Below are 12,444 nucleotides of genomic sequence, written 5' to 3' on the forward strand. Positions count from 1 at the left end.
TTGTGCTCAGCCCCGTCCTCGGCTTCTGTGTGGTGGCCATCATTGGCTGTGTTTTCGAAGCGCGTCGACAATGACCTTGAAGGCCGGCGAGTTCTGGCGACTGCTTGGATAGTATAGGTAATAGCCGGCGAATTTCGGCGACCAATCGTCGAGCACGAGTTGCAGCCGTCCGGCGGCAACATGCGCCGTGACCAGATCCTCGGGCACATAGGCAAGCCCGTAGCCGGCAATGGCGGCGTCGACCATCGGCAGGGTCGAGTTGAACACGAGCTGGCCATCGACGCGGACGCGCAGAGCCTGGCCGGCCTTCTGGAATTCCCAGGCATAGAGGCCACCGGCGCTGGTCATGCGCAGGTTGATGCAATTGTGGCCGATCAGGTCCTGCGGCGCCTTCGGCACACCACGTCCGGCGATGTAGGCCGGCGACCCCACGGCAACAAGCCGCCAGTCCGGCCCGATGCGCACGGCGATCATATCCTTCTCCACGCTTTCGCCAAGCCGCACGCCAGCATCGAAACCATCCTCGACAATGTTGCGCAATCCGTTGTCCCGGCTGAATTCGAGCTTGATGTCAGGATAGTCGGCAAGGACGGGCCGCAGTTTCGGCCAGACCAGCTGCTCGAGGGCGTGATCGGAGACGGTGATGCGCACGGTCCCCGAGGGTTTGTCGCGATAGGCCGTCAGCGCCGCGATGTCGGTTTCGATATCGACGATGCGCGGCGCAAGGGATTGACGCAACCGCTCCCCCGCCTCGGTCGTCGAGACACTGCGCGTCGTTCGCGCCAGCAGCCGCAGGCCCATGCGGGTTTCGAGCCGCTTGATGGTGTGGCTAAGGGTCGATTGGGTAATACCGATCTTGGCGGCGGCCTTGGTGAAACTGCGCTCCTCGGCCACCATAAGAAACCACAGAAGATCGTTGAAGTTTTCGCGCATGGCCTTCTGCCCCGCTGAATACGGCCCGGCGTTATTTATGGCCTACATCGATAAGTTCAAGCGAATTTCAGCGCCTAATCATTCCAATAGTCCAGCGCTATCTCCTGTCGCGAACACGCCGCCGATGCGTTTTCCGGCGGCCGGCTTTTTGTGCGTGGTGACGGCTGATGGAAACGACTTACGACGACAGGCTGGTGAAGCCTCGGGCAGCATGGGGTGCGGTGTTCTCGATGACGCTTTGCGTCGCCGTCCTCATCGCTTCCGAGTTCATGCCGGTCAGCTTGCTGACGCCGATCGCCGACGGGCTCGGCATCACCGAAGGCCGGGCGGGACAGGCGATCTCGGTCTCCGGCATCTTCGCGGTCGTCACCAGCCTTTTCATCACCGGCCTGACGCGGCATATCGACCGCAAGCTGGTGCTGACGTCGTTCTCGCTGCTGCTCGCCGTGTCCGGCCTGGTGGTGACCTTTGCGCCCAACTATGCCGTGCTGATGATCGGCCGCGCCTTGCTCGGCATTGCCATCGGCGGTTTCTGGTCGATGTCCACCGCGATCGTGATGCGCCTCGTGCCGGAGGACTCCGTGCCCGAGGGCCTGGCGATGATCAACGCCGGCAACGCCGTCGCGGCAACCATATCGGCGCCGCTCGGAAGCCTGCTCGGCGATTATGTCGGCTGGCGCGGCGCGTTCTTCCTCGTGGTGCCGCTGGCCCTCTTTGCCCTTGTCTGGCAAAGCCTCAGCCTGCCTGCGCTGCCGCCACGCGGCCGCAAGGCGTCGGGCAATGTCCTCCGGCTACTGCTGCGCCGTCAGGTCGCGCTCGGCATGGCCTCGATCCTGTTGCTCTTCATGGGCCAGTTCGCGCTCTTCACCTATCTCAGGCCTTTCCTGGAAACCGTGACCGGTGTCGGCGTTTCGGCGCTCTCGGCGATCCTGCTCGTGATGGGACTTGCAGGCGTCGCCGGCACCTGGACCATAGGCCGGCTGCTCAAGACGCGGCTCTACAGCATCGTCATCATCATTCCGCTGGCCATGGCGCTGTTGGCGGTCGCATTGATCATGCTTGGATCGATGCCGGTAGCCGTCACCGCGCTGCTCGTCGGCTGGGGCTTTTTCGGAACTGCGGCGCCGGTCGGCTGGGGCACCTGGCTGAGCCGCGCGCTGCGCGACGATGCCGAAGCCGGCGGCGGCTTGCAGGTCGCCGTCATCCAGTTCGCCATCACGCTCGGCGCGGCGGGCGGCGGCCTGCTGCTGGACACGCTCGGCTGGCGAAGCCCCTTCGCACTCGGTGCGGTGCTGCTTGTGGGATCCGCGCTGGCCGCGGCGGCAGCCGCACATGATCATGGCAAGGGCGCGCCATGACACGCAGCCACATGACGCGCCGCACCGCGGTTGCCGCCGCACTGACAGCCGCGTTCGCGCCCTCCGCCGCGCCAGGCCAAGCCGGCGGAACGGACGGACAGGAGAGACCGTTGATGAGGATTGCTATTGAAGTGGACGCAATGCGCCTGACGGCCTCCCTGTTCGACAATCTGAGCGCGCAGGATTTCGCCGCGATGCTGCCGCTCGACCTGACACTGGAAGACTACGCATCCGTCGAGAAGATCGGCTACCTGCCGCGCAAATTGCGGATCGAGGGCAGCGGCCCGTTCGACAACGAGGCCATCGGCGACATCGCCTACTACGCGCCCTGGGGCAATCTCATCTTCTTTTATGGCCCCTACCGGTATTCGCGCGGCCTGATCCGGCTCGGCCGCGTCGACAGCGGTATCGCGCCGCTGCTGCGCGGCGGACGCTTCAACATACGCATAGAACGCCTGACATAGGCTCAAGGAGAAAACCATGCTCGGAACAGTTCTTTACGGTGCCGGCGACATCCGCTGCGAGGAAGTGGCGGAGCCCGAAATCCTTCATCCCACCGACGCCATCCTCAAGCTCTCGGCCACCTGCATCTGCGGCTCCGACCTGTGGCCCTATCGCGGGCTCCAGCCGCTGAACGAACCGATGCATATGGGCCACGAATATTGCGGCGTGGTGGTGGAAGTGGGCAGCGCGGTGAGAACGGTGAAGCCCGGCCAGTTCGTCGTCGGCTCGTTCTGCACCTCCGACAACACCTGCCCGCATTGCCGCTTCGGCTTCCCCTCGTCCTGCGAGCAGCGCGAGTTCATGAGCCGGGCGCAGGCGCCGATGCTGCGCGTGCCGCTTGCCGACGGCACGCTGGTCGCCACCCCCGGCATGCCCGAGGACGATCTGATCCCGAGCCTGCTGGCGGCATCGGATGTGCTTGGCACCGGCTGGTATGCCGCCGACGCCGCGCACGTCGAGCCCGGCGCGACCGCGGTCGTCGTGGGTGACGGCGCGGTCGGGCTGATGGGCGTGCTTGCGGCCAAGCAGATGGGCGCTGAGCGCATCATCGCCATGAGCCGCCACAAGACGCGCCAGGATCTCGCGCTCGAATTCGGCGCCACCGATATCATTTCGGAGCGCGGCGATGACGGCGTGGCGCGGATCAAGGAGCTGACCCACGGCGTCGGCGCGGAATCCGTGCTGGAATGCGTCGGCACGCAGGAATCCATGATGCAGGCGATCAACTGCGCCCGCCCCGGCGGCTCGATCGGCTTCGTCGGCGTGCCGCATGGCGTCCAGCTCGACGGCCAGGGCCTCTTCTTCGCCCAGAAGAGCCTGCTCGGCGGCCCCGCGCCCGTGCGCCGTTTTCTTCCGCATCTGATGGATCTGGTGCTGGAGCGCAAGGTCAATCCCGGCAAGGTCTTCGACCTGACCCTGCCGCTGGCCGATGTCGCCGAGGGCTATCGCGCCATGGATGAGAGGCGGGCGATCAAGACGCTGCTTCGTCTGTAAGCGCCGCACTGCGTTCAGCCCACAAATGCAGGGGAGCAAACCTCAAGGAGACCAAAATGAAGAAAATCCTGGCAGCAACGGCCGCGAGTGTGGCGGGAGGCATGCCCGTGCAAGCGCAGGGCATCGAAATCCGGACAAACGGCAGCACGCCGGCGATGATCGGAGCGGCAGAAAACTTTATCGGGCAAGCGGTCATCACTGCGCTGTTTCCCGCCACCGAGATAACGCGCGCAAGCACAGGGCTGGTGAACTTTGCTCCCGGAGCGCGCACCGTCTGGCACACCCATCCTGCCGGTCAATTGCTGATCGTCACATCAGGCCAAGGCTGGATTCGCGAAGACGGCAAGGAGGCCCTCGTCATCAATCCAGGCGACGTCGTCTGGATTCCCGCCGGGGTGAAGCACTGGCATGGCGCGACCGCCACCAGCCCGATGGCCCATATCGCGTTGAGCTACATGCATGACGGCAAGAATGTCGACTGGCTGGAGCCTGTCTCCGACGAGCAATACCGCTGACCGTACGCAGGAACGAAAGGCATCATCATGAAACCTTCAACCATTCTCGCACTCGCTTTGTCGATGGGGGCTGCCGACGCTGCGGCGCAGACGGGATCGCAGACCGGCAGCCTGCCTCCAGAGGATGTGCAGGCCGTCTCGCCCGCCCTTGCGCGCTATGCGACGGACAAGCTTGCCAATGACGTTTGGAAGCGCCCCGGCCTGTCGCGGCGCGATCGCAGCATCGTCACCATCGCGGCGGTGGTCACCCGCAACCAGGGCATACTCCTGCCGGAGCAGTTGAGCCTCGCCCTCGACAGTGGCGTGAAGCCGGCCGAGATCTCGGAGATGATCACGCATCTTGCCTTCTATGCCGGGTGGGGCAACGCGATGGCAGCCACGGCGATCGCCAAAGCGGTGTTCGAGGCACGCGGCATCGGGTCGGACCAGCTCCCCAAGGCTGTCGTCGATTTGCTGCCGCTCGACGAAAAGGCGGAGGCCGATCGTGCCGCACGGGTCGAGCAAGGCACGGGACCGGCGTCGCCGGGCCTGGTGCGCGACACGACGGAAGTGCTGTTTCGCGACCTGTGGCTGCGTCCCGATCTCGCGCCGCGCGACCGCAGCCTGGTGACGGTCAGCGCGCTGGTCGCCGCCGGTCAGGTGGAGCAGATTCCCTATCATCTCAACAGGGCCATGGATAATGGACTGACGCGCGCCGAGGCCTCGGAGGTGATCAGTCATCTCGCCTATTACGCGGGATGGCCAAACGCTTTCTCGGCAGCCCCGGTCGCACGCTCCGTATTCGAGAAGCGCTCCGCCGACTGATCATTTTCGACCGTAACGACCCTGCCGTTCGAGCCGCGCGGCCTGACGCGGCCAAGTGGCGATGCGGCGAGCATCTGGAGACTGCCCAGCGCAAATTCAGGGCGGTCTGGCGGATCGAGGCCGAAAGCCGACGCGGGCGGCATGACCTGACATTGCGCTCAGCCGGCGCGCGATCCCGGCGCTTCCGGCCGGAGATAGACCGTCAGGCAGCAGCAACAGATCGCCAGTCCGGCGATCGGGTATTTCAGGGCGACGACCGCCGCCAAGCCGAAAAGGCACAGCGTCACCATCGAGCGGATGCGCATGACCTTGCGCACCTTGAGCGGAACGGTGTCGGCCGGCATCGGGTCGATGAGTTCCCGGATCAGGAGAATGTAGGTCAGGTTCACCAGGAAGAAGACGACCGCGTAGAACGCCACCGGCTGCGGGGCCAGCTCGCTGACCGCCATCCACGCGGTTGCCAGCGGCAGCAGCGACACCGAGAACAGGTGCGCGAAATTGTACCACATCAGGCTGGTCGTCGCCGCCGTGGCATGGCGCAGGAGATGATGGTGGTTCGCCCAGACGATGGCGATGAAGAGATAGCTCACGCCGTAGCTCAGCCATGTCGGCCACAAGGCCAGCAACGCAGTGAAGGTCGGCACCTCCGGTGGGCGCAGGTCAAGCACGAGCACGGTGATAAGGACGGCGAACACGCCATCCGAAAATGCGCTCAATCGCTCAAGCCCTGTCGAGGGAAGCACCTGGAGTGTCCTTGTCGAGGTTCGTCCGGCCTATGGTAGCATCGCCACCCGCAATATCCATGGCTGCCCAGTTGAGATCGCTAACGCGTTGCTTCGCGCCAAGTCCAACCCCGCTCACGACGCCTTGGCCAGAAAGCTCTGGTAATCCGATTTGGCCTGCAGCAGGCGCAGCACGTTCTCGCGCGAGCCGCGCACATGGGCGCGCGCCAGGGCGCCGGCGCGCTTGGCGTCGCCGGCGCAGATCGCCTCGACAATCTCGGCATGCTCGTCGCGGGCGATCTTCCATTCGTCGAGCCACAGCAGTTCCGTCCAGACATAGTGCTGGCACTTGTCGAGGATGCCGCACAGCATGCCGTGCAGCATGGCATTGCCGCTGATTTCGGCGATGACGCGGTGCAGGTCGATGCCGACTTCAAGCTCCTGGAATTTTTCCCTTGTGGTTCGATCCGCAATGGCGGCCAGCCTCTCGCATTCGGCCAGCATGACGCGCAGCCGCGCCTTGTCTTTCTCGGTGGCCGCAGCCGCCGCCAGTTCGGTGGCGTGGCCGTCGAGCAGTTCGCGGATGTCGAAGGCCTCGCGGAACATGTTTATGTCGAACTCGGTGACGGCGTAGCCCTGCCGCGGCCGGCCGGTGACCAACCCGTCGCGCTCGAGGCGGTTGAAGGCCTCGCGCACGGGCGTGCGGCTGACATTCAGCTTTGCCGCAATGTCGCTCTCGGTGACGCGTGCGCCGGGCGGGATCTGGCCGGTCACGATCATTGCCTTGAGCGCGGAATAGACCGAGTCGCGCAGCGTGTTTTTTGTTTCCTTGGCCAAGTTCCGTATCCAGTCTCCGGTCCGTGCCGGAAATCGATGTGTTTCGCGCGTAGCTGTATTCAAAATCGGCGCGTTTTGCCATTCCCCGGCCCCGGGTCGGTGGCCCCAAGGCTCCGCCGAGCGGTGTTGACTTCGCTGATCCCCGAGCTACACTCAAAATTGTATACAAAATCGCATGCGAAATCAAAAACAATGGGAACACCGGTTGGAGAACCGAAATGAACAGCACCAAAGGCATTAGCGTCGTTGCCATAGCGGGCCTCATGGCAGCGGTCACGGCGCCCGCCGCGGCAGGCGACACCATTACCGTCGCCTCATGGGGCGGCACCTATCAGGAGGCGCAGGCCAAGGCCTTCTTCAAGCCGGCCGCCGATGCGCTCGGCATCACCATCAAGGAAGACACCACCAACGGCCTCGATGACGTGCGCCTGCAGGTGACAGGCAACGCGGTGAAGTGGGACATCACCGAGCTCGGCGCCGACGAATGCGCGCGCGGCTCGAAGGAAGGGCTTTTCGAAAAGCTCGACTACAACCTCATCGACAAGAGCGGCATCAATCCCAAGCTCGTGCATGACGACTGGGTCGGCATCTCCTACACCTCCGTGGTGCTCGTCTACCGGACCGACGTGTTCGGTGACAAAGGCCCCAACACCTGGGCCGATTTCTGGAATGTGGAGAAGTTTCCCGGACGGCGCGCGCTGAGCAGCAGCCAGGCGACGGAGACGCTGAGCGTTGCAGCCCTCGCCGAAGGCATTCCGATGGACAAGGTCTATCCTGTCGACATCGACGGCGCGCTGAAATCGGTCGACAAGATTCGTGACCATGTCGATGCCTGGTGGACTTCCGGCGCGCAGGCCATGCAGCTGGTGAAGGACGGCGAGGTCGACATGGCAAGCATCTGGAACGGCCGCGCCGGCACCTTGAAAAAGGAAGGCGCGCCGGTCAGCTTCTCCTTCGACCAGGGCGTGCTCACCGCCGACTGCATGGTCATTCCCAAGGGCGCAAAGAACAAGGAGGCCGCGATGAAGGCGCTGGCGATGTTCGTCAGTCCGCAATTGCAGGCCAATCTGCCCCTTTATGTCGACAACGGACCGGTCAACGAGAAGGCGTTCGAGACCGGGAAGATCCCGCCGGAGCGGATCAAGGACATCAACTCGTCGCCTGAGAACGTCAAGAAGCAGGTGCTGCAGGACGCCGAGTTCTGGCGCGACAACCTCGTCAAGGCGACGGAGAAGTTCAACAATCTGATCCAGCAATAGACCGGAAACCCTGACATTGCGGGGCCGCCTGGCCCTGCTTCTTGGAGTCCTGCCCAGGAGAAAACAATCTTGTCCATTGCGCCATCCGCGCTGCCGATCGGCATGCGCGCGATAGAGAAACGTTTTGGCTCCGTATCGGTGCTGCGCGACCTCAATCTCGACGTCGCGGCCGGCGAATTCCTGACGTTGCTCGGTCCTTCCGGCTCCGGAAAGACGACGCTGCTGATGATCCTGGCGGGATTCGTCAGGGCCAATGCCGGCTCAATCAAGGTCGGCGACGAGGAGATCATCACCACGCCGCCGCACAGGCGCAATATCGGCATGGTGTTCCAGAACTATGCCCTGTTCCCGCATATGAACGTCTTCCACAACATCGCCTTTCCGCTGAAGCAGCGCCGCGTTCCGGCCGCCGAGACGGTGGAACGCGTCGAGAAAGCGCTGGAGCTGGTGAAGTTGCAGGGCCTCGGCGAACGGCGCGTCGACCAGCTCTCCGGTGGCCAGCGCCAGCGCGTGGCGCTGGCGCGCGCCATCGTGTTCGAGCCGCGCATCGTGCTGATGGACGAGCCGCTGTCGGCGTTGGACAAGGGCCTGCGCGAGCACATGCAGATCGAACTGCGCGCCCTGCATCGGCGGCTTGGCATGACGACTGTCTATGTCACGCACGACCAGCGCGAGGCGATCACCATGTCGGATCGTATCGCCGTCATGAATGCCGGGCGCATCGAGCAGCTCGACAAGCCCGAAATTCTCTACGCCGCGCCGCGCACCCGGTTCGTCGCCGGCTTCATCGGGGAATCGAATTTCATTCCCGTCGAATGCCGCAGCGGTTCGGTCTGGTACGAGGACAGGCAAATCCACACCGCGGCGCCGGCGCCGGCATCGGGCCAGCAGCTGATGGTGGTGCGGCCGGAAAAGCTGCGGCTACTGGCAAATGCAGAGCCGGCCAAGGGCGTCAACGTGCTCAGCGCGACGCTCAGCGACGTGATTTATCAGGGCGACAGCTTCGTCTGCTACGCCGTGCTGCGCGACGGCAGGCAGCTGACATTGCGCGACTATTGCCGCAGCGACGTGCTGGCCAGGTTGCCGGCCTCCGGGCAGCCGATCGCGCTTGGCCTCGATGCGCAGGATACGATCCTGGTGGCGGCGGACTGATGAGCGTGCAAACCGCCACGATGGACGAGGCAATTGGCGCCATGACCCAGGACCTGAACGCGCATGCGTTGCGCGCCGATGCGCGGCGCGAGCAGTTTCGGCTGCTGGCGCTGCTGTCGCCAAGCCTGTTCTTCGTCTTTGCCATCATCATCGTGCCGATCGGCTGGCTGTTCTGGCTGTCGCTGTTCGACGAGGTCGGCGTCTTGAGCGCCGCCAACTATGCGCGCTTCTTCGAGCAGGCCTCCTATATCAAGACCTTCCTCACCACCTTCAAGGTCGCCTTCATCGTCACCGCCGCCTGCGTGCTGCTGGGCTATCCCTTGGCCTATATGCTGTCGCAACTGCCGCGCCGGGCGGCGTCGATCTGCCTGATCTTCGTCATCCTGCCGTTCTGGACATCGGTGCTGGTGCGCACCTATGCCTGGCTGGTGATCCTGCAGCGCAAGGGGCTGATCAACAGCTGGCTGATCGACCTCGGCGTCATCAGCCAGCCGCTGCCGCTGGCCAACAATTTTTCCGGCGTCGTCATCGGCATGACGCATATATTGCTGCCGTTCCTGGTGCTGCCGCTCTACGCCTCGATGAAGACCATCGACACCGACTGCCTGCGCGCCGGGATGAACCTGGGCGCCGGCCCGGTCGCCACCTTCCGCCAGATCTTCTTTCCGCTGTCGCTGCCTGGCCTCGCCTCCGGCGTGGTCATCGTTTTCGTGCTGTGTCTCGGCTTTTTCGTCACCCCGGCGCTGATGGGCGGCGGCAAGGTCGTCATGTGGGCGATGCGCATGGAACAGACCACCAGCCTCTATTCCAACTGGGGCGCCGGCGCGGCGCTCGGCGTCGTGCTGCTCGTGGTCACGCTGGCGCTGCTCGGCCTGTTCCAGTGGCTGCTCGGCGCGCGCGCCACAGGTGTGTGGAGTTCGCGATGAGTGGAGATGTCGGCCTGCCGATCTCGCACCGGCAACGTCTGTGGCTCTATGCGCTGGGCGGCCTCGTGCTGCTGTTCCTGATCGCGCCGTCGGTCATCATCGTCATCATGTCGTTTTCGGATTCGACGCTGCTGCAGTTTCCGCCGCAGCAATGGTCGCTGCGTTGGTACCAGACCTACTTCCAGTCGCTGGAGTGGCGCGACGCGACGGTGGTCTCGGTCAAGGTGGCCGTTATGACCGCGCTGGTGGCGACGCCGCTCGGCACGGCCGCCGCCTATGCCATCAACCGGGGCACCCTGCGCTTCAACGGCACCATCAACGCGCTGATGACCGCGTCGCTGATCGTGCCGGTGATCTTGATCGGCATCGGCACCTTCTTCCTCTATGCGCGCATCGGGCTCAACAACACGCTGACCGGCCTGGTCATCGCGCATACGGTGCAGGCGCTGCCGCTGGTGGTGCTGACGGTGCTGTCCGGCTTGCGCTCCTATGACATGAACCAGGAGCGCGTGGCGCGCAGCCTCGGCGCCGGACGCGTCGCCGCCTTCTGGCAGGTGACCATGCCGCAGATCCGCTTCTCGATCGTTTCGGGCGCGCTGTTTGCCTTCATCACCTCCTTCGACGAAGTGGTGGTTTCGCTGTTCATATCGGGCGGCGAGACGACGACCTTGACGCGCCGCATGTTCAACGCCCTGCGCGACCAGATCGACCCGACGATCGCTGCCATCTCGACCTGCCTGATCGTGCTGTCGGTCGTGCTCTTGTCGGTGGCGCAGATCTTCGGCAGGCGGCATTGATTTCACCGGACCAATTGGCTTCAAGTGACCAGGAGATATTCGGACAGAATGCGTGATTTCCAGTTTCCCGGCCGCTCGCCGGTCCGCGCCACCGAAGCGATCGCCGCGACCTCGCATCCGCTTTCGACGCTTGCAGCCATCGACATGCTGCGCGCCGGCGGCAATGCCATGGACGCCGCTGTCTGCGCCGCCGCCGTGCAGGGCGTGGTCGAGCCGCAATCGACCGGTATAGGCGGCGACTGCTTTGTCCTCTATTGCCCCGCGGGGCAGGGAAACGTGCTGGCCTTCAATGGCTCCGGCCGGGCGCCCGCCAAGGCGACCGTGGACTGGTATCGCGACAAAGGCTTCAGCGAACTTCCCAAACAGGGACCGCATGCCGTGACCGTGCCCGGCGCGATCGACGCCTGGTGCAGGCTGCTGGAAGACCATGGCAGCAAGGACCTTGCAGAGGTGTTGGCGCCGGCGATCAACTATGCCGAGAACGGCTATGTCGTGCATGACCGCGTCGCCTTCGACTGGGCCGAACCGGAGACCGACCTGTCGGCCGACGAGCACGCCGCGCGCATTTTCCTGCCGGGCGGCGAGGCGCCCAGGGCCGGCGACGTGCACCGGCAGCCGGAGCTTGCCGCCACCTTACGCATCATTGCCAGGCATGGCCGCGCCGGGTTCTATGAAGGCACCGTGGCCGACGACATTGTGAGCCGGCTCAGGGCGTTGGGCGGACTGCATTCGCTTGAGGATTTCGCTTCGACCAAGGGCGATTATGTAGCGCCGGTCAGCGTCTCCTATGGCGGCCACGAGATCCACCAGATGCCGCCGAACAATCAGGGGCTGACGGCGCTCGTGATGCTGAATGTGCTGTCGGGGCTCAGGCTCGGCGAGCTCGACCCCGGCGGCGCCGAGCGCCTGCACTTGGAGATCGAAGCGGGGCGGTTGGCCTACCGCGACCGCGACCGTTTCCTCGGCGACCAGGACCATGTGCCGGTGCCGGTAAAAGAGCTTCTGTCGGCCGCCTATGCCGAGCGGCTGCGCGCCGAGATCGACCGCCAGCGTGCCATGACGCACCTGCCGGATGTGCAGCTGCCCGGCAGCGACACGGTCTACATCTCCATCGTCGACCGCGACCGCAACGCGGTCTCCTTCATCAACTCGACCTATTATTCCTTCGGCAGCGGCGTCGTCGGCCCGAAGACCGGCGTGGTGCTGCAGAACCGCGGCTCGAGCTTCCGCCTCGACCCGGCGCATCCGAACGCCATCGCGCCCGGCAAGCGGCCGATGCACACGATCATGCCCGGCATGGCGACGCGAAACGGCCGCGTGGTGATGCCGTTCGGCGTCATGGGCGGCGGCTACCAGCCGTTCGGCCACGTCCATCTTTTGACCAACATGCTCGACTTCGGCATGGATCCGCAGCAGGCGCTCGATGCGCCGCGAGTGTTCTACAATGACGGCATGGTGGAGGCCGAGCGCGGTGTTCCCGCTGATGCGATCGAAGGCCTGCGCCGCCGCGGCCATGCCATCACCCAGCCGCACCACCCGCTCGGCGGCGGCCAGGCGGTGCTGATCGACTGGGAAAAGGGAACGCTGACCGGGGCGTCGGACCCACGCAAGGACGGAATGGCGCTTGGGTATTGATGGGATCGG

General features: G+C 64.6%; 13 protein-coding genes. 10 read left to right on the forward strand and 3 right to left on the reverse strand.

Annotated elements, in window-relative coordinates; all coding sequences use genetic code 11:
- Window positions 1–39 precede the first annotated feature (39 nt).
- Window positions 40–933 carry a LysR family transcriptional regulator gene (locus FJ949_RS01195; RefSeq protein WP_140491524.1) on the reverse strand — a complete coding sequence of 298 codons (894 nt, stop codon included), beginning with the start codon at window positions 931–933 and terminating at the stop codon, window positions 40–42.
- Between the two features lie 167 nt (window positions 934–1,100).
- Here FJ949_RS01195 and FJ949_RS01200 point away from each other — a divergent pair, with 167 nt between their 5' ends.
- The 5 genes from FJ949_RS01200 (at window position 1,101) to FJ949_RS01220 (ending at window position 5,107) form a co-directional block, all read left to right on the forward strand.
- The gene (locus tag FJ949_RS01200) at window positions 1,101–2,291 is read left to right on the forward strand and encodes an MFS transporter (RefSeq protein WP_140491526.1); all 1,191 of its coding nucleotides are present in this window, start codon (window positions 1,101–1,103) and stop codon (window positions 2,289–2,291) included.
- A gap of 113 nt (window positions 2,292–2,404) precedes the next feature.
- The gene (locus tag FJ949_RS01205; RefSeq protein ID WP_224646208.1) at window positions 2,405–2,755 is read left to right on the forward strand and encodes a cyclophilin-like fold protein; all 351 of its coding nucleotides are present in this window, start codon (window positions 2,405–2,407) and stop codon (window positions 2,753–2,755) included.
- A 16-nt stretch (window positions 2,756–2,771) separates the two neighbouring features.
- The gene (locus FJ949_RS01210) at window positions 2,772–3,788 is read left to right on the forward strand and encodes a zinc-dependent alcohol dehydrogenase family protein (protein WP_140491530.1); all 1,017 of its coding nucleotides are present in this window, start codon (window positions 2,772–2,774) and stop codon (window positions 3,786–3,788) included.
- 56 nt (window positions 3,789–3,844) lie between these two features.
- Window positions 3,845–4,303, forward strand: coding sequence for a cupin domain-containing protein (locus FJ949_RS01215; protein ID WP_140491532.1), 459 nt, complete (start codon window positions 3,845–3,847; stop codon window positions 4,301–4,303).
- A 63-nt stretch (window positions 4,304–4,366) separates the two neighbouring features.
- Window positions 4,367–5,107, forward strand: coding sequence for a carboxymuconolactone decarboxylase family protein (locus tag FJ949_RS01220; protein WP_348640072.1), 741 nt, complete (start codon window positions 4,367–4,369; stop codon window positions 5,105–5,107).
- A gap of 158 nt (window positions 5,108–5,265) precedes the next feature.
- On the opposite strand, the gene FJ949_RS01225 is transcribed toward FJ949_RS01220, so the two are convergent.
- Window positions 5,266–5,823 (reverse strand): TMEM175 family protein, encoded by a 558-nt coding sequence (locus FJ949_RS01225; protein WP_246670963.1) that lies wholly within the window; start codon window positions 5,821–5,823, stop codon window positions 5,266–5,268.
- Window positions 5,824–5,964: 141 nt separating this feature from the next.
- On the reverse strand, window positions 5,965–6,666 hold the full coding sequence (locus tag FJ949_RS01230; RefSeq protein ID WP_181168535.1) for a GntR family transcriptional regulator: 702 nt from the start codon (window positions 6,664–6,666) through the stop codon (window positions 5,965–5,967).
- 218 nt (window positions 6,667–6,884) lie between these two features.
- Between FJ949_RS01230 and FJ949_RS01235 the strand changes: the two genes are divergently transcribed.
- The 5 genes from FJ949_RS01235 to ggt all read left to right on the forward strand — a co-directional run bounded on the left by FJ949_RS01235 (window position 6,885) and on the right by ggt (window position 12,435).
- Complete coding sequence (locus FJ949_RS01235) at window positions 6,885–7,925, forward strand: ABC transporter substrate-binding protein (RefSeq protein ID WP_140491541.1); 1,041 nt, start codon at window positions 6,885–6,887, stop codon at window positions 7,923–7,925.
- A gap of 69 nt (window positions 7,926–7,994) precedes the next feature.
- Window positions 7,995–9,077 carry an ABC transporter ATP-binding protein gene (locus tag FJ949_RS01240; protein ID WP_140491543.1) on the forward strand — a complete coding sequence of 361 codons (1,083 nt, stop codon included), beginning with the start codon at window positions 7,995–7,997 and terminating at the stop codon, window positions 9,075–9,077.
- Entirely contained in the window at window positions 9,077–10,003 is a 927-nt protein-coding gene (locus FJ949_RS01245; protein WP_140491545.1) for an ABC transporter permease, read from the forward strand. Before FJ949_RS01240 ends, FJ949_RS01245 begins: the two co-directional genes overlap by 1 nt.
- A complete protein-coding gene (locus FJ949_RS01250) occupies window positions 10,000–10,800 on the forward strand; it encodes an ABC transporter permease (RefSeq protein ID WP_140491547.1) in 801 nt (266 codons plus the stop codon). Before FJ949_RS01245 ends, FJ949_RS01250 begins: the two co-directional genes overlap by 4 nt.
- A 48-nt stretch (window positions 10,801–10,848) precedes the next feature.
- The gene (ggt, locus tag FJ949_RS01255; protein ID WP_140491549.1) at window positions 10,849–12,435 is read left to right on the forward strand and encodes a gamma-glutamyltransferase; all 1,587 of its coding nucleotides are present in this window, start codon (window positions 10,849–10,851) and stop codon (window positions 12,433–12,435) included.
- Window positions 12,436–12,444 lie beyond the last annotated feature (9 nt).

Source organism: Mesorhizobium sp. B2-4-1, assembly GCF_006442185.1.
Taxonomy (GTDB): Bacteria; Pseudomonadota; Alphaproteobacteria; order Rhizobiales; family Rhizobiaceae; genus Mesorhizobium.